Origin of the sequence: Stutzerimonas stutzeri KOS6 (genome assembly GCF_000307775.2) — a bacterium.
GTDB lineage: Bacteria > Pseudomonadota > Gammaproteobacteria > Pseudomonadales > Pseudomonadaceae > Stutzerimonas > Stutzerimonas stutzeri_B.
In genome coordinates this window covers 1,463,428-1,482,828 of sequence record NZ_KK020676.1, presented here as the reverse complement: position 1 = coordinate 1,482,828, position 19,401 = coordinate 1,463,428, and the positions used below count along the sequence as shown (strand labels likewise).

Annotated in this window: 17 protein-coding genes; 6 read left to right on the top strand and 11 right to left on the bottom strand. The window is 63.9% G+C overall.

The genetic code is table 11. From position 1 onward, the window contains the following. The first annotated feature begins 99 nt into the window (after positions 1-99). Both fdhD and B597_RS34840 read left to right on the top strand, forming a co-directional pair. Complete coding sequence (gene fdhD / locus B597_RS34845) at positions 100-954, top strand: formate dehydrogenase accessory sulfurtransferase FdhD (RefSeq protein WP_024162026.1); 855 nt, start codon at positions 100-102, stop codon at positions 952-954. Positions 955-1,158: 204 nt separating this feature from the next. Beyond that, on the top strand, positions 1,159-1,614 hold the full coding sequence (locus tag B597_RS34840) for a YMGG-like glycine zipper-containing protein (RefSeq protein WP_024162025.1): 456 nt from the start codon (positions 1,159-1,161) through the stop codon (positions 1,612-1,614). A 109-nt stretch (positions 1,615-1,723) separates the two neighbouring features. On the opposite strand, the gene B597_RS34835 is transcribed toward B597_RS34840, so the two are convergent. The 4 genes from B597_RS34835 to B597_RS34820 all read right to left on the bottom strand — a co-directional run bounded on the left by B597_RS34835 (position 1,724) and on the right by B597_RS34820 (position 6,587). Continuing rightward, positions 1,724-2,155, bottom strand: a complete 432-nt coding sequence (locus B597_RS34835; RefSeq protein ID WP_024162024.1) for an acyl-CoA thioesterase — start codon at positions 2,153-2,155, stop codon at positions 1,724-1,726. A gap of 40 nt (positions 2,156-2,195) precedes the next feature. Beyond that, complete coding sequence (locus tag B597_RS34830) at positions 2,196-3,359, bottom strand: iron-containing alcohol dehydrogenase (protein WP_024162023.1); 1,164 nt, start codon at positions 3,357-3,359, stop codon at positions 2,196-2,198. 197 nt (positions 3,360-3,556) lie between these two features. Next, complete coding sequence (locus B597_RS34825; protein ID WP_024162022.1) at positions 3,557-5,347, bottom strand: acyl-CoA dehydrogenase C-terminal domain-containing protein; 1,791 nt, start codon at positions 5,345-5,347, stop codon at positions 3,557-3,559. A 1-nt stretch (position 5,348) separates the two neighbouring features. Further along, a complete protein-coding gene (locus tag B597_RS34820) occupies positions 5,349-6,587 on the bottom strand; it encodes a 3-hydroxyacyl-CoA dehydrogenase (RefSeq protein ID WP_024162021.1) in 1,239 nt (412 codons plus the stop codon). A 102-nt stretch (positions 6,588-6,689) separates the two neighbouring features. Between B597_RS34820 and B597_RS34815 the strand changes: the two genes are divergently transcribed. Continuing rightward, positions 6,690-7,601, top strand: a complete 912-nt coding sequence (locus tag B597_RS34815) for a LysR family transcriptional regulator (protein WP_024162020.1) — start codon at positions 6,690-6,692, stop codon at positions 7,599-7,601. A 230-nt stretch (positions 7,602-7,831) separates the two neighbouring features. Then, entirely contained in the window at positions 7,832-8,179 is a 348-nt protein-coding gene (locus tag B597_RS34810) for a con-10 family general stress protein (RefSeq protein WP_024162019.1), read from the top strand. Here the strand turns inward: B597_RS34810 and B597_RS47015 are convergent. Then, the gene (locus tag B597_RS47015; protein ID WP_152028166.1) at positions 8,176-8,409 is read right to left on the bottom strand and encodes a hypothetical protein; all 234 of its coding nucleotides are present in this window, start codon (positions 8,407-8,409) and stop codon (positions 8,176-8,178) included. The two genes, B597_RS34810 and B597_RS47015, sit on opposite strands and share 4 nt — an antisense overlap. On the opposite strand from B597_RS47015, the gene B597_RS34805 reads away from it, so the two are divergent. Then, positions 8,389-8,940, top strand: coding sequence for an ATP-dependent Clp protease proteolytic subunit (locus B597_RS34805; RefSeq protein WP_024162018.1), 552 nt, complete (start codon positions 8,389-8,391; stop codon positions 8,938-8,940). The two genes, B597_RS47015 and B597_RS34805, sit on opposite strands and share 21 nt — an antisense overlap. Before the next feature lie 600 nt (positions 8,941-9,540). Here the strand turns inward: B597_RS34805 and B597_RS34800 are convergent. From B597_RS34800 to B597_RS34780, 5 genes are all read right to left on the bottom strand, one after another. Beyond that, positions 9,541-10,107: a hypothetical protein gene (locus B597_RS34800; protein WP_024162017.1), complete on the bottom strand. Its 567-nt coding sequence runs from the start codon at positions 10,105-10,107 to the stop codon at positions 9,541-9,543. A gap of 132 nt (positions 10,108-10,239) precedes the next feature. Continuing rightward, complete coding sequence (locus B597_RS34795) at positions 10,240-10,662, bottom strand: HPF/RaiA family ribosome-associated protein (protein ID WP_024162016.1); 423 nt, start codon at positions 10,660-10,662, stop codon at positions 10,240-10,242. A gap of 60 nt (positions 10,663-10,722) precedes the next feature. Then, complete coding sequence (locus B597_RS34790; protein WP_024162015.1) at positions 10,723-12,060, bottom strand: NTP/NDP exchange transporter; 1,338 nt, start codon at positions 12,058-12,060, stop codon at positions 10,723-10,725. A 10-nt stretch (positions 12,061-12,070) separates the two neighbouring features. Then, positions 12,071-12,988, bottom strand: a complete 918-nt coding sequence (locus B597_RS34785; RefSeq protein ID WP_024162014.1) for an aldo/keto reductase — start codon at positions 12,986-12,988, stop codon at positions 12,071-12,073. Positions 12,989-13,439: 451 nt separating this feature from the next. Beyond that, positions 13,440-15,074 carry a methyl-accepting chemotaxis protein gene (locus B597_RS34780; protein WP_024162013.1) on the bottom strand — a complete coding sequence of 545 codons (1,635 nt, stop codon included), beginning with the start codon at positions 15,072-15,074 and terminating at the stop codon, positions 13,440-13,442. A gap of 297 nt (positions 15,075-15,371) precedes the next feature. Between B597_RS34780 and B597_RS34775 the strand changes: the two genes are divergently transcribed. Next, positions 15,372-17,393: an FIST N-terminal domain-containing protein gene (locus B597_RS34775; RefSeq protein ID WP_024162012.1), complete on the top strand. Its 2,022-nt coding sequence runs from the start codon at positions 15,372-15,374 to the stop codon at positions 17,391-17,393. Here B597_RS34775 and B597_RS34770 read toward each other — a convergent pair. Further along, positions 17,390-19,315: a RecQ family ATP-dependent DNA helicase gene (locus B597_RS34770; protein ID WP_024162011.1), complete on the bottom strand. Its 1,926-nt coding sequence runs from the start codon at positions 19,313-19,315 to the stop codon at positions 17,390-17,392. The two genes, B597_RS34775 and B597_RS34770, sit on opposite strands and share 4 nt — an antisense overlap. Positions 19,316-19,401 lie beyond the last annotated feature (86 nt).

Sequence of the window (19,401 nt, the reverse complement as noted above, 5' to 3'; positions counted from 1 at the left end):
CCCTATCCATCGGCCGCTGGCGCAGCCATTGGGCGCCTGCCCGGCAATCCGCCTGCCCAACTGCCGACCCTGCAAGACCTATCAGGAACGAGCTTGCCGATGAATGCCCCGCCTCGTCTGACCGCTGGCTGCACCGCCGCCACGCAATCGCCCGCTGGCGCCAGCCAGCGTTATTGCTATCAGCCTATCGAAGAAGCCGAGCAGCGCACGGCGGCTCTCGCCGAGGAATGCGCGCTGGCGGTCGCCTACAACGGCCTCAACCAGGCGGTGATGATGCTTTCGCCAGCCGACCTGGAGGATTTCGTCGTCGGTTTCACACTGGCCAACGGCTTCATTGATTCGCTGGCGGACATCTACGACATCCGCCTGCAGGGCAGCGGCAATGCGCGACGCGCGGAAGTCGAGATATCCAGTCGCACCTTCTGGCGGCTCAAGCGACAGCGTCGACAACTGCCGGGCAACAGCAGCTGCGGCCTGTGTGGCGTCGAGGCGCTGGAGCAGGCCTTGCCCCGGCTGCCGGTGATGCCACCCGCGGCGCTGCCGCCTGCGCACTGGCTGCAGGACCTGCGCCAGCGCATCGGTGAGTTTCAGCCACTGGGGCGTGATTGCGGCGCCATGCACGCCGCATTGTTCATGGACGCCAGCGGCACGCTACGCCTGGGACGCGAGGATATCGGCCGGCACAATGCGCTGGACAAGCTGATCGGCGCCATGACACGCGCCGGCTACACGGCGGATGGCGGACTGGCGATCGTCACCAGTCGCTGCAGCCTGGAGCTGGTGCACAAGGTGCAGCGGGCCGGCATCCCGACCCTGGTGAGCCTGTCTTCACCCACCGGTCTCGCCGCCCAGTGGGCACAACGACACAACCTGAACCTGATTCATCTGCCGCAGCACAGCCCGCCGCGGGTCTACAGCCCGGCTGCACTGATGAAGACGGCACCCGATGCCTGAATCCGATGCCCGCATGCAACGGCGCAACAGTGCTGATCGGGCCCGCTGCAAGCCAGCTGTGACCATCGGAAAGGGCCCCGGTTCCCGCTAAAAATCAAAGAGTTATGAAACGAGCAGAGCATCACGCATTTCATCGGCAAGGCCTTGCCCGAAGCGGAGCGGCGGGTAAGGATCGCGGCGCAACTCCACTTACGGGAACACGCCATGAAGTACGCCTCGATTTGCCTGTTGTCCGCCTCTCTGCTCAGCGGTGCCGCCTTCGCCGGCAATAACACCGAAGCCGCCGTCGGTGGTGCCCTGGGCGGTGCCCTCGGTTCGGTGGTTGGAGAGCATCTGGGGGGCGCTACCGGCGCCACCATCGGTGCCGGTGTTGGCGGCGCGGCAGGCGGCATGGTCGGCGCGGACAAACGCAGCCGCACCGAAGCGGCGATTGGCGGCGGCCTCGGTGCAGCCGGCGGCAACGTCATCGGGCAGCGCGTCGGGGGCAGCACCGGCGGACTCATCGGCGCAGCCGTCGGCGGTGGTGCCGGTGGGGCAATCGGCAATGCCTATGGCGATGACGACGATCGCAGCGACCGCCGCTACCGGGACGATCGCCGTTACTACGGGCATCCCGGCAAGGCCAAAGGCCATTACAAGCACAAGCACAAGCATCACTGAGGACCACAGACGGCAGCATGCCATTCGCAGACGGCAGCGCACCGCCCGGACCAGCCTCAGCCGCTCCGGGCGATCTTTCCAGCTGCCTTAGTTGCCGCAGCGAGCCGCCTCAGGCCAGCGCTTCCAGCGCGGCGCGCAAGCCCCCGGGGATGGCCGTCGGGCGGTTGCTTGCCCGTTCGACGAACACATGCACGAACCTGCCCGCGGCACTGGCCTCCTGCTCGCCTTCGCGGAAAATCGCCAACTCGTACTGCACCGAAGAGTTGCCCAGCTTCGCCACCCGTACACCCACCTCGATAAGATCCGGATAGGCGATCGAGGCGAAATAGTCGCAGGCCGAGCTGACCACGAAGCCGACGATCTCGCCGTCCCGGATGTCCAGACCGCCCTGCTGGATCAGGTAGTTGTTCACCGCGGTGTCGAAGAAGCCGTAATAGACGACATTGTTCACATGGCCGTAGATGTCGTTGTCGTGCCAGCGCGTAGTGATCGGCTGGAAGTGCTTGTAGTCGCGGCGCAGGTGCTTGGGTTGTTCGGGCATGCTCGTTCTCCACGGGAGCGCAGTGATTGAAAGGGTTCGCTCAGTACGCCGCCTGATAAATCGCCAGGGCATCGGCCTCGGTCACTTCGCGAGGGTTGTTGACCAGCAGCCGCTGCTGCAGCATCGCTTCCTTCGCCAGTTGCGGCAGCATCGCCTCCGGCACGCCGGCGTCGCGCAGACGGGTCGGCAGGCCAACCCGCGCGCTCATCTGCTCGAACGCCTCGATCAATTGCTCGGCGTAGCTCGAAGGGTCGTCCTGGCGCAGGCGATCGCCGAGGATGATCGGCGCCAGCTCGCCATAGTGGGTAGCCGCCGCGCTGACGTTGAAACGCAGCACCTGCGGCAACACCAGCGCATTCGACAGCCCATGCGGGATATGGAAATTGCCGCCCAACGGGTAGCCCAACGCGTGCACCGCCGCCACCGGCGCGTTGGCAAAAGCCTGACCGGCCAGACAGGCGCCGAGCAGCATGGCCTGGCGTGCCTCGCGGTTGCTGCCGTTGTGCACCGCCTCGTCGAGATTGGCCGCCAAGAGGCGCAGCGCTTCGCGGGCCAGCAGGTCGGACATGGGGTTTTTCTTCAGCGCGCTGGTGTAGGCCTCGATGGCATGCACCATGGCGTCGATACCGGTGGCTGCGGTCACCGCCGGAGGCAGGCCAAGGGTGAGGTCGGCGTCGAGCAGTGCCAGGTCCGGCAACAAGAGCGTGGAGACCACGCCCATCTTGGTTGTTTCGCCGGTGGTGATGATGGCGATCTGCGTGACTTCCGAGCCGGTGCCCGCGGTGGTCGGCACCTGAATCAGCGGCAGGCGCTGGCCCTTGGCGTTGCCCACGCCATAGATATCCTGCAGCGATTGACTGCAGTCCGGATGCGCCAGCAAGGCCACCAGCTTGGCGACATCCATCGAGCTGCCGCCGCCGAAGCCGATGATCAGATCGGCTTTGAGCGATTTGGCCTGCTCCACCGCAGCCGTGACGATGTGTTCCGGCGGATCGGCGATGACCTGATCGTACACGGCGACCTGCAGCCCTTCGGTCTCGAAGCCCGGCAAGACCTCATTGAGCAGGCCGAAACGGGTAATGCCCGGATCGGTCACCACCAGCACCGAGCGCGCCCCGCGCTCCTTGCAGAGGCTGGCCAGCCGCCGCGACGAGCCGGGCTCGCAGATCAATTGAGCGGTTGTGGCAAAGCTGAACGGATGCATGGTGATCCTCTTGATATGTATGGGTCTCTACAGAAGGCAACTACGTTTTTGTCGTTCCTCGTTTCGCGAGCAGGCTCGCGCCTACAGACGAGGTACGCCGTTTGCCCCTGTAGGAGCGAGCTTGCTCGCGAACACCAACTACGCGTCCCGCCACAACGACAAGGAATGCTCGTCGGGCGCCCTCACCCAGCGCAAAATCAAAACGCAAAATCCGTTTCCGGCAGCGCCATCAGGCATTCGGCGCCGCCCTGGATCGCTTCACGATGCGCACTGGCGCGCGGCAAAACCCGGCGCAGGTAGAAATCCGCACTGGCCAGCTTGGCCTGATAGAACGCCGCCTCGCCCGCGCCCTGCTCCAGCGCATCCTGTGCCCGTCCCGCCGCCTGCAGCCATAATCCGGCCAGCAAGACATAGGCCGAGTACTGCAGAAAATCCACCGAAACCGCACCGATCTCCTGCGGATCGCGGCCGGTGGCCGCGATGATCTCGGCACTCAGTTCGCGCCATTCGCCGATACGCGCCTGCACCTTGCTGGCCATGTCATGCAGTGCCGGCCGGTCGATCTGCCGATCACAGACCTCGCTGAATTCCGCCTGCAATGCCGACAGCTCCGCGCCGCCGTCACCAAGCAACTTGCGGCGTATATAGTCCAGCGCCTGGATGCCGTTGGTGCCCTCGTAGAGCTGGGTGATGCGGCTGTCGCGCATCAGCTGTTCCATTCCCCACTCGCGGATATACCCGTGACCGCCATAGACCTGCACGCCCAGGCTGGCGACTTCCTGGCCCATGTCGGTGAAGAACGCCTTGACGATGGGAATCAGCAGCGCCGCGCGCCTGCTCGCCGCCTTGCGGTCGCTCGGCTCGGGATGGCCGTGCTCGAGGTCCAGCTGCCGCGCGCAGTAGGCAGCCAGCATGCGGCTGCCCTCGACCAGCGTTTTCTGGGTCAGCAGCATGCGCCGCACGTCCGGGTGGACGATGATCGGATCGGCCGGCTTGTCCGGGTATTGCGCACCGGCCAGTCCACGCGATTGCAGCCGTTCGCGGGCATAGGCCAGCGAGCCCTGGTACGCCTGCTCGGCGATGCCAAGACCCTGCAAGCCTACCTGGAAACGCGCGTCGTTCATCATGGTGAACATGCAGGCCAGTCCCTGGTTGGGCTCTCCGACGATCCAGCCGGTGGCGCCGTCGAAGTTCATCACACAGGTCGCCGCGCCCTTGATGCCCATCTTGTGCTCGATGGCACCGCAGGACAGCGCGTTGCGCTCGCCCGGTGTGCCGTCGGCCTTGGCGATGAACTTGGGCACCAGCAACAGGCTGATGCCCTTCACACCGGGCGGTGCATCCGGCAGGCGCGCCAGTACCAGGTGCACGATGTTCTCGCTCATGTCGTGCTCGCCACCGGAGATGAAGATCTTGCTGCCGCTGACCCTGTAGCTGCCGTCGGCCTGGGGTTCGGCCTTGGTGCGCAGCAACGCGAGATCGGTGCCGGCCTGCGGCTCGGTGAGGCACATGGTGCCGCTCCAGCTGCCGCTGACCAGCTTCGTCAGGTAAGCGTTCTTCAGCTCATCGCTGCCGTGCTTGTACAGCGCCAGCACCGCGCCTTCGGTCAGGCCGGAGTAGATGCGGAATGACAGCGACGCCGCCATCAGCATCTCGTGGAAGTTGCAGGCCACCAGCTGTGGGAAACCCTGGCCGCCGTACTCGCTCGGCCCGGTCATGCTCGCCCAGCCATTGTCGACATACTGCCTGTAGGCCTCGACGAACCCTTGCGGCGTCTTCACTTCGCCGTTTTCCAGGGTCACGCCCTCCTCGTCGCTGTTGCGATTGAGCGGCGCGATCTCGCCACCGGTGTAGCGCGCGGCTTCCTCCAGCACACCGTCGATCAGCTCGCGGTCCAGGCCGTTGCCGAGCAGCTCGCAATGGGCCGTGGCGTCGAACAGCTCGTGCAGCACGAAGCGCATGTCACGCAGGGGTGCCTTGTACTCCATCTCAGGCCTCCTGCTTGTAGTCGACGAAACGGCCGCCGAGGGTGGCCAGGCTGTCGATCAGCTCGGCCGGCTGCCAGTGCTCGCCATGACGCTCGGCCAGCGCATTGAGGCGGTCGCGAATCGCCGGCAGGCCCTGACGATCGGCCCAGGTCATTGGCCCGCCGACTTCGGCGGGGAAGCCGTAACCGTAGAGGTAGACGGTGTCGATATCGGCGCTGGACTCGGCCATGCCTTCCTCGAGGATTTTCGCGCCTTCGTTGACCAGCGCCAGCAGGCAGCGTTCGAGGATCTCCTCACTGCCGATGTCGCGCCGCTGGTAGCCGAGGCGTTCGGACTCGCGCTGCACCAGCGCGTCCACTTCAGGATCGTGCTCGGCCTGGCGGCTGCCCTCGGCGTAGCGGTAGTAGCCCATGCGCGACTTCTGGCCAAAGCGGCCCAGCTCGCAGAGACGATTGTCGACCTGCACTTCCGGCTCGTCCTGGCCCTCGCCGGCCAGCTCGCGGGCGCGCCATTCCAGGTCGATGCCGACCACGTCGTACATGCGGAACGGCCCCATGGCGAAGCCGAAGCCCTGCAGCGCGGCGTCCACCTGATGCGGGTAGGCGCCCTCGAGCAGCATCGCCCGCGCCTCGCGCACGTAGGTGGCGAGCATGCGGTTGCCGATGAACCCCTGGCAGTTGCCGGCGATCACGCTGACCTTGCCCATACGCTTGCCGAGCTCCGTGGAAGCCTCAAGCACTTGCTTCGAGGTCTTCGCGCCGCGCACGATTTCCAGCAGTTTCATGATGTGCGCCGGGCTGAAGAAATGCAGCCCCACGACCTGCTCCGGGCGCCCGGTGGCGGCGGCAATAGCGTCGATATCCAGCGCCGAGGTGTTGCTGGCGAGGATCGCCTCCGGCTTCACGATACCGTCCAGCTCGCGGAAGATCTTCTGCTTCAGCTCGAGGTTCTCGTACACCGCCTCGATCACCAGATCGACATCGGCCAGCGCCTGGTAATCCGCGGCCTTGCTGATGCAGGCCCGGCGCGCCTCGGCCAGGGCTTCATCGATGCGGCCCTGGCGAACGTTGTGCGCGTAGGTATCGACGACCACGCCCAACGCCTGCTCGAGCATCTCGGGATTGTTGTCCAGCCAGCGCACCTGCACGCCGGCGTTGGCCAGGCTCATGACGATACCGCGGCCCATGGTGCCCGCGCCGATTACGGCGGCGGTCTGGATAGCGAAGCGGATTTGGCTCATTGCAGCTGTCCTCGTTGCAAGGCTGGAAAAACTGGAGACCAACCATAGACGAAGACGCTACTATTTTTGAAATTTAGTCTTGTGATGTTTCGGATTCACCGAATGAATATTTATAACTTCGACCTCAACCTGCTGCGCGTACTGGATGTCCTGCTTCGCGAACGCAACGTTTCGCGCGCCGCCGAGCGTCTTTCCCTCAGCCAACCGGCGGTGAGCAACGCTCTCAATCGCTTGCGCGAACTGCTCGACGATCCGCTGCTGGTACGTGTCGGCCGCGGCATGCAACCCACCCCGCGGGCGCTCAGCCTGGAAGCACCGATCCGCGATGCGCTGCAGCAGATCGAACACACCCTCAACGCCGGAGATTTCTTCGATCCGGCCACCAGCCGCCAGCGCTTCGTCATCGCCGTGACCGATTACGTCGAGCTGCTCTGCATGCCGAAGCTGATGGCGCGCCTGGCGCAGGTTGCGCCAGGTGTCCAGCTGGCTATCGAGCATCTCACACCAAGCCTGCCCACCGAGGCACTGGACAGAGGCGAACTGGATCTGGTTCTTGGCCGCTTCGTCGAGGTGCCGACGCGCTTCCATGCCTGCCACTGGGCCAGCGAAACCCTGCAGGTCGCGGTGCGCAAGGGCCACCCACAGGTTGGCGAGACGCTCGATCTGGACGATTTTCTGCGCCTGCGCCATCTCTGGGTCCACGGCGGACAGACGCGCGGCATGGTCGATCAATGGCTGGAGGAGCAGGATCTGCGCCGGGACGTGGTCTATACCACGCCCAACTACCTGCAGGCTGCGCACATCATTGCCAGCAGCGATCTGGCTGCCGTGCTGCCGACGCAGCTGGCACGCTATTTCGCGCGATTGCTGCCGCTGCAGTTGTTCGACTTGCCGTTCGAACTGAACGGATTCCAGCTGGATATCGTAAGTCTGGCGCAACGGCAGAACGATACCGCGCTGCGCTGGCTGATCGAACAAATCAGCGCAACCGCACCAAAGGCTACGCACCTCTAGAACATCCCAATGCAGATATCGCGGCAATATCAGGCACGAGGCCGCGCGCTATGTTCATGCTCGCCATGAATCACGTTTAACGAGACGTTGCCAACCACTCGTCTACGCATATCAATATCGCTGAACTCCTTGGGGCGGCTCCCCTCAGACCTTATGAGGCGTTGCTTGAACGTTTTTATTCAAGCGCAAGCGCCGCTAGCGAAATAAACTACAACTCTGCGGAGGCAATTATGGTTGACAAGAATAAGGGCAGCATGAGCGTAAACGAAGCCGGCCAAAAAGGCGGCGAAGCGACCGCGGCAAGCCACGACAAGGAGTTCTATCAGGAAATTGGCAGCAAGGGTGGCCAAAACAGCGGTGGCAATTTCAAGAATGATCCCGAGCGTGCAGCTGAAGCCGGCAGCAAAGGCGGACAAAACAGCGGCGGCAACTTCAAGAACGACCCCGAGCGTGCGGCCGAAGCCGGCGCCAAGGGCGGCGAGAACAGTGGTGGCAATTTCGCCAACGACCGCGAAAAGGCCTCCGAGGCAGGCCGCAAGGGCGGTGAGAACAGCCACGGAGGTGGCCGCAACAGTTAAACCAGGCAAGCGGGAAGCGGGTAAGGAATAACTTTCCCGCTTCGCTCATAATTTTTTCTGGCAACAGGGCTTTTTTCTTTTCCGATGACCGACAAGCGTTTCGGCGCCGAGTCTAAAGCATAATCTTCAGCATTACTGGAAATATAAAAAGCGCGAATAGCTGGGCCCTTTATTTCAGTTCGCAATATGGAAACCAAAAGAATCCATTTATGAGCAGCCATATCATTCATTTCACGGCGCCTATCAATGCTGTGAACACTGCCCAACTTATCGATTACTGCAGCCAGGCAATCAAGCAGGGCGCCTCCGAACTGGTGATCAAGATTGCCACCATGGGCGGAGAGTGCAGTTATGGTTTCTCCCTGTACAACTTTCTTCGATCCCTTCCGGTGCCGGTACATACACATAACCTCGGCACGGTCGAATCAATGGGCAATATCGTTTTCCTGGCCGGGACGCGCCGTACTGCCTGTTGCTACAGCAAGTTCCTGTTCCATCCCTTTCACTGGACGCTGAGCGGATCGGTGGACCATGCGCGGATTTCCGAATATGCGATGAGCCTGGACCGGGATCTGGATCTGTACGCGCGAATCGTTGCGCAAAGAACCCGTGACGCCGAAGAGCAACTGGATATCCGCGCGTACCTTTGCGGCGCCCCACGCATCCTCGAACCGAACGATGCCTTGCGCTGCGGCCTCATCGACGCGATAGATGAAGCAGCCCAGCCAGTCGATGCCACCTGCTGGAGCATTCCCAGCTGAAGCGGGATGGATTGCGGCCTTTTTCTCCAGCGGCTCATCAAGCCGGGGCGACGCAGGCAACAAAAAACCCGCCGAAGCGGGTTTTTTTCTGACCAGTCCGAAGTCCTTTCGAATGCCTTCCTGGCGGTGGTCGATCATCCTGATCCTGAGCGCTTCCTGCGCTTCAGAGTGTGTGTAGATTAATTACCCTGTGGGGTTTGGCAGAAGCGGAGATCGGCGCTACGCCCTGTAAGCCTTTTGCCATACCTCACGCCTGAAATGGCCCAGCGTCGTATGCCAGCTTCCGTGACCCGCGGCCTGGCGCCCGTTTCGCCGCACGTTCGGACGGCGCTCGACTGCTGGCACAAGCGGGGTGCGAGCGGCATTTCAAAGCACCATCTCAAATGCATCCACAGCGGGCGTATTAGGTTCTGTACGAAAAGTCGTCGAGCGAAGGTCAGGCGAGGCAAAAACGGGTGAGGAGGCGGAGTTTACGTGCTGTAAATGAGCATTCCGAACCCGTATTTAACGAAGCATCACCGAGCGCAGGCACTTTTCGTACAGAGCCTAGTCCCGATTCCCTTCATAGAGTGCGTCTGGATCGGCGGGAAGCACTTTGGATTAGCCCGGCGCCTTCGCATAACGACTCGGTTGCCAATAGCCAGAAAACAAGGGAAAGGGAGGACCGCGCCAGCCGCGTTGGCGGAGCTGCCGCGCGATCAGAGCGTTCATGATCTTGTGCCCCATCAGCAAGACGCTGTGGTTGGCTTCGGCCAATTCGATCAGACGATCCGCCGCCCGGCTGGCGCGCTCGGTTGTGGCGCGGACATGCTCGGTGTGGCTGGAAAAACTGAAGAACCATGCCGTACGAAACACCACGCGCCAGAACCTCGACGGCAGCACAGGCAAGCCCCAGTCCGGATAGGGCAGGTGCGGCTCGGCGAACAGCGGGTCGGGCACCTCGCAGCAATCGCACTCCAGGTGTGAGCGGGACTCGATGCAACGCTGCAACGAACTGCAGACCACCACACCCACCGAGGATGCAAGGACTACCAGGCCATCCGGCCGCTCGCCAGCGACGACCGCGGCGGAGTTATAGCGCTCGACCCAAGCCTTCATACCGGCCGGCGTGCTCCAGCGCGCCGCGGCGTGATCGGGTCTACCGTGCCGTACGAGAATGATCTGCATGGATATCGACCGGACTGACCACAGGTAAGCGTTCGCGGCCCATGCCCAGGCGCCAGACAGGTCGGAACGCGAGGAGAGGGTCGATGGCCCGCTCAGGACGGATGCCCCGGCGACCGACCGGGGCCATCGCCGTCACTTGTCGAGCTCGTCCTGCTTTTCCAGGAACTCCTCTTCTAGCATGGCATCCTTGACGGCCTGGGGCTGTTCATCCAGCAACGGATCATTTAGCTCGCCGCTCGACAATACCCGCGTGTCCAGCTTGCCCATCAGATGCTCCAGCGCATGGTGCATCTTCTCGGCGGCGCCATCGACGGCCAACTGCATGGACTCGGCCTTGTGCGTGACGGACACCGCCTGATGGCCCTTGGGACGGGCTTCGATCTGGCAGCGCTTGTCATCGGCACCGGCCTTCTGTGCATTCTCGTCGCTGAGATGGACTTCCACGCGGGTCAGGAAATCGTCGAACCGCTCCAAGCGGCCCTCGACGGTAGTACCGACCCACTCGTGCAGCTCTACGCTGCCGGGAATGTGGTTGCTGTTGACCTGAACATGCATACGACTACTCCTGATAGATGACGTACCTACTAGGGTTCGAGGCGCTGGCGCCTGCGAGGTTCAGCGGCTTCGTCCGGTTAAGGGTCGCGACGATGCCTGGTGCTCCCCATCCTCGCCAGCGCTGGCGCGATCGGCGCGCCCGCCGAGCAACCAGCCCACCAGGCCCCAGAGCGCAGCAAGCACGGCACCGGACACGGCGACCAGCCAGGTCCCCTGCCCGAGGCCGTCGAGCAGACTCCTGGCCCAGCCGCTCAATGCATCGCCACCGCGATAGACGACGGTGTCGATGAAATTCTTGGCCTTGTACTTGCTCTCGGCATCCAGCGGTGCGAAGAGCATCTCGCGCCCCGGCCGGACGAAAGCGTATTCGCCGATGCGACGCACGATCATCACCGCCGCCAGCACGGCGAAGGCCGGCGCCAGTGCCAGGCCGACGAAGCCCAGGCAGACCAGCGCCGGCACCGCGGCGAGCAGTACCCGCACCCCCAGGCGCTGGGCGATGCGCCCGGTGAGAAACAGTTGCGACAGCAGCGCACCGGCCTGCACCAGAAAGTCGATCGCAGCGAATACCCGCACCTGGCCAGCCCTGTCGGGGAACAGTTCCGCCACCAGCCGCGCCTGCTCGAAGTACAGAAATGTGCTGGCCGTGGTCAGCAGCAGCACGAACACCGCGATACCCAGCAGGTAACCCGAACCCAGCACCCGGGTCAGACCGCTGAACGGGTTGCCTGCCACCGGACGTTTCGGCGTCTCGGCATGCTCGGCACCGGGACGCCCGGCACCCTGCACGTCGCGCCAGGCCATCAGATAGTGCTTGAGCGCCACCGCCACGGCCAGCAGCAGTGCCGCCAGCAGCATCAGTCCGAACTGCCCGAGCACGCCCACCAGCAATGCGCTCAGCGCGGGACCAACCAGCCCGCCGACACTGGCCCCGGCGGCGATGAAGGCGAACAGCCGGCGCGCCTGGGGCGCGTCGAACACATCGGCCATCAGGCTCCAGGCCACCGACACCACGAACAGGTTGTAGACCGAGATCCACACATAGAACACCCGTGCCAGCCAGATGCCGTCGCGCAACAGGAAGAACAGCGCGGCGAACAGCAGCAGGTTGGTGCAAAAGAAGCCGTACACCCAGTCGATGTAATGGATGCGCGCCACCCGGGAATTGAGCCAGGCGAACAGCGGCACCGCCAGCAACATGGCGACGAAGGTCGCGGTGAACAGCCATTGCAGGTTCTCCACGCCGCCCTGAATGCCCATGGACTCGCGAATCGGCCGCAGCATGAAGTAGCCAGAGAACAGGCAGAAGAACAGTCCGAAGCCGGCCAGTGCAGCGCGCAGTTCGCCGGGGCGGGCATTGATCAGCGCGGCAATCCGCGCTGCGGTCGCCAAGAGCATCCCACCCGACTCAGCGGAAGGCTTCGACGATCAGCTGGCGTTGCCGCGCATCCGGCAGCCGCCCCTGCCCCGCCAGCAGATTATCTGCCATGTAGCGTGGGTTGGAGGTCGCCGGAATGACGGCGGTGACGGCCGGCTCGGCGAGGATGAACTTGAGCAGCAACTGCGCCCAGGAGCTGGCGTCGAGCTCCGCGGCCCAGTCCGGCAGCGGCTTGCCCCTGACCCGGGAGAGCAGGTTGCCGCGGGTGAACGGCCGGTTGATCAACGTGGCGATGCCGTTATCGGCGCAGTACGGCAGCAACCGCTTCTCGGCATTTCGCTCGCTGACCGAATAGTTGAACTGCACGAAATCGACCTTCTCCTGCTTCAGCGCTTCCAGCAGCCGGTCATGGGCAGACTCCAGATAGTGGGTCACACCGATGTAGCGCACGCGCCCCTCCTGCTTGAGTTCGCGCAGCAAACCCAGCTGGGTGCTGGTGTCCTGCAGGTTGTGCACCTGAAGCAGATCGATGGTGTCGGTCTGCAGCGCCCTGAAGCTCGCCTCGATCTGCGCCATGCCGCGTTCACGCCCGGTCGAGGACACCTTGCTGGCGAGGAACACCCTCTTGCGCTCACCGAGCCGCTTGACCAGCTCGCCCGTGACACGCTCTGAATTGCCGTAGCTCGGCGCAGTGTCGATCAGCGAGGCGCCACCCTCGACCAGGACACGCAGCACATCGAGCAGGCGGTCCATGTCGGGATCATCGAGGCCGACGTCGTGCGTGCGCGAAGTGCCAAGGCCGACGACCGGCAACATCTCCCCGCTGGAGGGAATCGTGCGTCTGCGCAATCCTTCGGCGGCCCGTACCGGTGTCGCCAGCAACGGGCCGAGCGACAGCATCGCAGCGAGCATGGCTGAATGTTGAATGAGTTGACGGCGCGTGGGCATGGCGAAGGCTCCAGGGGACGGTAGGATGGCGGCTGTGACTTCGATCCATGAGTATGGCCGAGTCGTTCCGACACACCCGCCAGGCGACACGCGGGAGCTTTTCCCGATGTTTCAGAACGGCAATCCCTGAGGGTTGCGCAACCAGCCGGGCGCTTCGCCCATAGCGGCAATATGATTTTGTCTGCGGGTTACTGCGCCGCACCTTATGCCTGCCGCGCGGTGATGACTGGCGCGCAACAGACGAGACACCCCACGCCCTTTCACCTTCGCCGGCAGCGCTTCGATGCCTGCGTGTCCTCCACATCGCCGCGCGCATCCATGCTCCGGCCTGATCGCTGCCGGCCTATGCCATCGGGCTGCTGCAGGTATTCAGCATCAGCTGCTTCTCCTGCCCGCCGACAGCGGCCTGGGCAGGCTGCTGTCGGCTCGCCCTGATACGGCGCGGCCGGCATCAGGTGCGGAAGCGGCCGACCAGGTCCGACAACGTCTTCGACAGTCCCGACAGCTGCTGACTGGCGAGCATGCCCTGCGAGGAGTACGCCGCGGCCTCGTTGGACAGGTCACGGATATCGGTGATGTTGCGCGCGATCTCCTCGGTGACGCTGCTCTGCTCCACGCATGCCGTGGCGATCTGCGCAGCCATGTCGTTGATGCGTTGCACCGCCATGGAGGTCTGCGCCAGCACCTGATCGACACCCGAGGCTCGCTCGACGCTGTCACTTGCCTTGCTGCTGCCGGTCTGCATGGCCTGCACCGCCTTGTCGACGCCATTCTGCAACCGCTCGATGCGCGCCTGGATGTCCTTGGTCGAATCCTGCGTTCGCGCTGCCAGCGCCCGCACTTCGTCGGCCACCACGGCGAACCCGCGCCCCTGCTCGCCGGCACGGGCCGCTTCGATGGCCGCGTTGAGCGCAAGCAGATTGGTCTGCTCGGCGATACCGCGGATCACTTCGAGCACCGCGCCGATACTGGCGGTTTCGTCGGCCAGCGCACCGATGCTCTGCGATGCCCCTTCGATATCCTGCGCCAGCTGGCGGATCGACTGGATGGTACTGCTGACTACCGCAGCCCCCTGCTGCGATTGTGTCTGCGCGGCATGCGCGGCGTCCGATGCGCTCCGTGCGTTGAGCGCAACTTCATGTACCGCGGCGCTCATTTCGGTCGCCGCCGTACTGACCTGATCGACCGCAGCGTGTTCGCGGCTGATCAGTTGATCATTGGTCGACGCCATCGCCGCCATGCTGCGCGCCGCGGTCTCCACCTCGCCAGTCACCCGGCCGACCTCGGCGATCAGCGGCTGCAGCTTGTCGAGGAAGCGATTGAAGGCCCTGCCGAGCTGGCCAAGCTCATCGGCCGAATGCACATCCAGGCGAGCACGAAGATCACCATCGCCTTCGGCAATCTGCCGCAGCCGATCGAGCAGTCGGCGCATCGGGCGCAGTACCACCAGCGGCAGGCCAAGCACCAACAGTACACAGCCAAGCAGGCCGACCAGCAGTACCGCCCCCTGCTGGGTGGCAGTGCTCGCACCTTCGGCGATGGCAGCCTCGCCCTCGGCATTGGCCGCCTGCTCTTCAAGCTCGCCGAGCTTGTCCATGGCGTCGCGCATGGCATTGAAGTGAACTTCGCTGGCGCCAAAACTGAGCACGCTGGCGGCCTGATGATCCACACCGATCTGCTCGATGACGCGCAGCGATAGCGCAGACCATTGCTCAAAACCACGGTTGAATTGCTCGACCAGCGCCAGCGCCTCGGCACCCGGCTGCATGGCCGCGTACTTCTGCACCCGGTCGTATGCCTGCTGCAGGTTTTCCGCATGGCTGGCCTTGAGCGCCTGCACATGCTCGCCGGCATCGCTGTCGAGCAGGCTGCGTTCGGCGACGAACGCCTGGTAGAGGTCGCGATCGGCGTTGAGCAGCAGGCCGATCGCCGGCAAATGCCGAGTGGCCAGTACTTCGCTGGAATCGGCGACACGTTCGATGCCGCGCATGCCAACGATGCCCATCAGCATCAGCAAGATGGCCAGTGCACCGATGGGCAGCGTGATTTTCCAGCGGAATCCGAGATCGATGAACAGGCGGGTCATGGGACCGCTCCTTGGAGGGCTTTTCATGGTTTATCGGCTACAACGACTACGGCAACAGTCGCTGATCCAAGCCGACAATTGCACAAGCGCAGCCGAAGTCAATTGAGCCATGGCAAGTCGGAACGCCAGCCAACCCAGTACTTCGGGATGAAGACCATGGTGGCATGGCGATCTTTCAGCCAGCGGCCGATAACTTGACGATAGATGACGCGCCGAGTGGCATGCGGAGCACATCGTCGGCACCGATATCGAAATAGCCTGATCCACTGCCGATCAGTCAGAGCGTGAGTACCGCCCATGATTTCGCTTTCCCGCTTCAAGCCAGGCCACACGCAAACCAACGGTACTGCGAGCCTGCTCTGCTCCGCGCAGCAGCTCGAGCAACGGTTGGCGGCGCTGCGCTTCAACCCGACCTACATCGCCGGATTCGTTTCCCCCCACCTCGATCTGGATCATGTGGCGAAGCAGGTATCGCAGCGTTTCCCGGCGGCGGCGATCAGCCTCTGCAGCACTGCCGGCGAGCTGTCCAGTGAGGGCCAGCGGCTCTATTGCGGCACTGGCGAGCAATGGGACCGGGTGGTGCTGCAGCTGTTCGACGCCAGCGTCATCGCCGCCGCCGAAGTGGTGCAGGTACCGCTGGCCAGCGAGGACATCCGTGGCCAGGGCCAGCGCCTGCCGATGGCCGAGCGCATCGCCCGGCTCAGCGCCTCGATCAAGCGCTTGCAGGTGTCGATGAAGATCGACTACCGCGACACCCTGGCCAATATCTTCTTCGACGGGCTGTCCGCCTCGGAGTCGTTCTTCATGGAGGCGCTGTACGAATCCGGGCGTTTCCCCTGCCTGTTCGTCGGCGGCTCGGCCGGTGGCAAGCTGGACTTCCAGAAGACCCAGTTGCACGACGGCAAGCGCAGCTATCAGAACCATGCGCTGATCGTCTTCCTCAAGTGCGCGCGAGACGTGCGCTTCGGCGTGTTCAAGAGCCAGAACTTCGAGCCGACGCCGCTCAGCCTGAGCGTGCTCAGCGCCTCCCTGGAAGACCGCTACATCAGCCAGGTGGTCGACGCCCGGGGCAATATCCGCAGCATGGTGCAGGCACTGTGCGAGGCGCTCAAATGCGCACCGCAGGAGCTGGAGCAGCGGCTCGCCGACTACTCCTTCGCCATCCGCGTCGGCGAGGAGGTCTTCGTCCGCTCGATCTCGCGGATCGACTTCGCCAACGAACGCGTGCACTTGTTCTGCGATGTGGCGCCCGGCGAGGAGCTGGTCATGGTCAAGCGCACCCCGCTGGCCGAAGCCACGCGCCGCGACTATCAGCAATTCATGCGCAACAAACCCGGCAAGCCGCTGGTGGGCATCCTCAACGACTGCATCCTGCGCCGGCTGAACAACGAGCAGGCACTGGGCGGCATGGACCCGGTGTTCGATGACGTGCCCGTAACGGGCTATTCCACCTTCGGCGAGATCCTCGGACTCAACCTCAACCAGACGCTGACCGCGGTGTTTTTCTTCCGCACCAACGGCAAGGACGATTTCCGCGACGAGTACACCGACAACTTCATCGCTTATCACGGCGAGTTCAAGGCCTTCTTCCTGCGCCGGCAGATCAAGAAGCTCACCGGCCTGAGCCAGGTGGTGGTCAAGCAGATCGAGCAGTTCAAGTGCCACGACTACAGCAGTACGGTGGACGTCAACGGCCTCGACGAACACATCCGCCCGGTATTCCGCGGCCTGGCCGATCTCGGCCAGGTCCTGTCCCAGGCGGCAGAGGAGCGGTATGCGCTGTCCGCCCAGTTGAGCCAGTGCGCCAGTGAACTGCACGGTTCGATGGACGACCTGACACTCAACATCACCGAGCAGGGCAGCGTCATCGAACGGGCCGGCAGCTCGGTCAAACAGATGGTTCATCAGGCCGACGAGGTCGTCAGCAGTGCCCGCGACCTGGCGCAGTCGAGCCTGCGCATCCAGTCGGTGGTGCAGACCATCCAGCAGATCGCCGGACAGACCAACCTGTTGGCGCTGAACGCTGCGATCGAAGCGGCACGTGCCGGCGACATGGGCCGCGGCTTCGCCGTGGTGGCCGACGAAGTGCGCAAGCTGGCCGAGATCACCGGCAAGAATGCCGAAGAGATTGGCACCGACATCGACCGTCTGGCCAGCGAGATCCGCGCGGTGGCGCAGCACATCGAAACGCAATCGGCGGGCGTCGGCTCGCTGACCGGCCTGCTCGATGCACTGGAAAACTCCAGCAACCTGACTGCCGACACGTCGCGCCAGACCAAAGGCGTGGCCGACCGGCTGATCGGCCTGACCGCGCGCTAAGCTGTCAGCCGCTGGCGTACCTCGGCGTAGGGATAGGCCTCCAGCGAAGCGAATCCGGCAATCTGGCGCGCCTTGAGCCGGGTGAACAAGGGCACGCTGATGCCGCACAGGAAGCGCGTCAGGCATTCGGCGCTGGGCGCGTCGCCCTTGAGCTGTCGGTAGCGCTGGCTGAAGTCGGCGCAGCGGCTCTCGAGGTCTATCTCGGCGAGCGGCGACCGCGCAGGCGGTTCGGGCAGCTGCGCGACCTGCCCGCGGCAGACCGAGCAATGTCCGCAGCGCTGCGGCGCCTGGCGATCACCGAAATAGGCGGCCAGCCGCTGACTCAGGCACTCGGCGGACTCGAACAGCGCCAGCATGTTGTCGATACGGGCGATCTCACTCGCTTCGTGCTGCTTGAAATAGGCGTGCAGTTCGCCACTCAGTGCCTCGGCATCGAAGCGCTGATCGAGCAATGCGTAGACCTCGGTCATCTGCTTGCTCTCCAGTTCGATCCAGCCCTTTTCCTGAAAGTACTCCAGCGCCTTGACCACCCGTGCGCGGTCGGCGTTGTACTGCTGGTAGAGCGCGTCGAAATCCAGGGTGCACCAGGTCCGTGCCCGCGCCGAAGTGTGCACGATGGCCTCGACGAACTGCCGCCGCGCGCCTTCGAACTTCGCCACCAGCGCCTCGGGCTCGAGCAGGTACTTGAATCGGTATTCGGCGAAATACGCAAAACGCGGTGCGATGATGCCGCGCAGTTCCAGCTGCACCAGCAGGGTCTTCAGCGGCAACTGGCGGATGTTGCTCTGGTCCGACAGCTGGTTGAGCATCAGCTCCCATTGCCCGCCGGCACCGGTCTGCAGCAGCTCGTCGAGCACGCAGCGGATGCCCTCGCGTTCCGGCGTATCGCCGTAGACGAAGTTCTGCAGCACGCTGAGGCTGTCGCGATTGGCCAGCACCAGGCAGTCGGAAGGCTGGCCATCGCGCCCGGCGCGGCCGATCTCCTGGCTGTAGTTCTCTACCGACTTGGGCAGGTCGTAGTGCACCACGTTGCGAATGTCCGCCTTGTCGATGCCCATACCGAAGGCGATGGTGGCAACGATGCAGTTCAGCTCGCCGCGCATGAAGCGCCGCTGGATCGCTTCACGCAGTTCGTGGGCCATGCCAGCGTGATAGGCGCTGGCCGGAAAGCCGCGCTGCGCCAGGTGCTCGGCGACCTGCTCGGCGGTCTTCTGCTGGGTGACGTAGACGATGGTCGGCTGGCCGCCCTTGTCGCCCAGCCATTCCACCAGCCGACGCTGCTTGGCGAAGCCACTGACCGGCTCCACCAGCAGATTGAGATTGGGCCGGTAGAAGCCGGTGGTCACCACGTCGTCTGCGGCAATCGAGAATTTGGCCTGCATGTCGGCGATCACCGGCGGCGTCGCCGTGGCGGTCAGCAGCAGCACCTGGGGAATGCCGAACTGGCGCTGGTAGTCGGGCAGCTTGAGGTAGTCGGGACGGAAGTTGTGCCCCCACTCGGAGATGCAGTGCGCCTCGTCCACCACCAGCAACGAGATCGGTACCTGGCCGATGAAGTGGCGAAAGCGCTCGTTCTTCAGCCGCTCCACGGAAATCATCAGGATCTTCAGCTCCCCGGACTTGGCCCGCGCCATGGTTTCGCTGGCCTGCTCGCGGCTTTGCGCCGAATCGATGCTTCCGGCAGCGATGCCGTGCCTGTGCAGAAAAGCCAGCTGGTCCTGCATCAGCGCCAGCAACGGCGAGACCACCAGGGTCAGGTACGGCAGCAGCAGTGCCGGCAGCTGATAGCACAGCGACTTGCCAGAGCCGGTGGGGAAGATCGCGGCGGCCGAGCGTCCCGCCACCACGGCGCGGATGGCCTGTTCCTGGCCGGGGCGGAAGCCGTCGTAGCCGAATGTCTGCCTGAGGGTCTGTTCGATCATGCTGAGTCACTCCGTTGACTGGAGGGCCGGAGGGTAGCAAGGCGCGGGGGGCGTAGGGTGGATCACGCTTCACCGATCCACCAAAT

Excerpts from the sequence above, each read along its gene's own strand:
- B597_RS34780 (WP_024162013.1), bottom strand. The coding sequence starts at position 15,074 with ATGACCCGCCTGTTCATCGATCTCGGATTCCGCTGGAAAATCACGCTG.
- B597_RS47015 (WP_152028166.1), bottom strand. The coding sequence starts at position 8,409 with ATGAATGATATGGCTGCTCATAAATGGATTCTTTTGGTTTCCATATTG.
- B597_RS34775 (WP_024162012.1), top strand. The coding sequence starts at position 15,372 with ATGATTTCGCTTTCCCGCTTCAAGCCAGGCCACACGCAAACCAACGGT.
- B597_RS34810 (WP_024162019.1), top strand. The coding sequence starts at position 7,832 with ATGGTTGACAAGAATAAGGGCAGCATGAGCGTAAACGAAGCCGGCCAA.
- B597_RS34790 (WP_024162015.1), bottom strand. The coding sequence starts at position 12,060 with ATGCTCTTGGCGACCGCAGCGCGGATTGCCGCGCTGATCAATGCCCGC.
- B597_RS34825 (WP_024162022.1), bottom strand. The coding sequence starts at position 5,347 with ATGGAGTACAAGGCACCCCTGCGTGACATGCGCTTCGTGCTGCACGAG.
- B597_RS34835 (WP_024162024.1), bottom strand. The coding sequence starts at position 2,155 with ATGCCCGAACAACCCAAGCACCTGCGCCGCGACTACAAGCACTTCCAG.
- B597_RS34820 (WP_024162021.1), bottom strand. The coding sequence starts at position 6,587 with ATGAGCCAAATCCGCTTCGCTATCCAGACCGCCGCCGTAATCGGCGCG.
- B597_RS34795 (WP_024162016.1), bottom strand. The coding sequence starts at position 10,662 with ATGCATGTTCAGGTCAACAGCAACCACATTCCCGGCAGCGTAGAGCTG.
- B597_RS34785 (WP_024162014.1), bottom strand. The coding sequence starts at position 12,988 with ATGCCCACGCGCCGTCAACTCATTCAACATTCAGCCATGCTCGCTGCG.
- B597_RS34815 (WP_024162020.1), top strand. The coding sequence starts at position 6,690 with ATGAATATTTATAACTTCGACCTCAACCTGCTGCGCGTACTGGATGTC.
- B597_RS34830 (WP_024162023.1), bottom strand. The coding sequence starts at position 3,359 with ATGCATCCGTTCAGCTTTGCCACAACCGCTCAATTGATCTGCGAGCCC.
- fdhD (WP_024162026.1), top strand. The coding sequence starts at position 100 with ATGAATGCCCCGCCTCGTCTGACCGCTGGCTGCACCGCCGCCACGCAA.
- B597_RS34840 (WP_024162025.1), top strand. The coding sequence starts at position 1,159 with ATGAAGTACGCCTCGATTTGCCTGTTGTCCGCCTCTCTGCTCAGCGGT.
- B597_RS34800 (WP_024162017.1), bottom strand. The coding sequence starts at position 10,107 with ATGCAGATCATTCTCGTACGGCACGGTAGACCCGATCACGCCGCGGCG.
- B597_RS34770 (WP_024162011.1), bottom strand. The coding sequence starts at position 19,315 with ATGATCGAACAGACCCTCAGGCAGACATTCGGCTACGACGGCTTCCGC.
- B597_RS34805 (WP_024162018.1), top strand. The coding sequence starts at position 8,389 with ATGAGCAGCCATATCATTCATTTCACGGCGCCTATCAATGCTGTGAAC.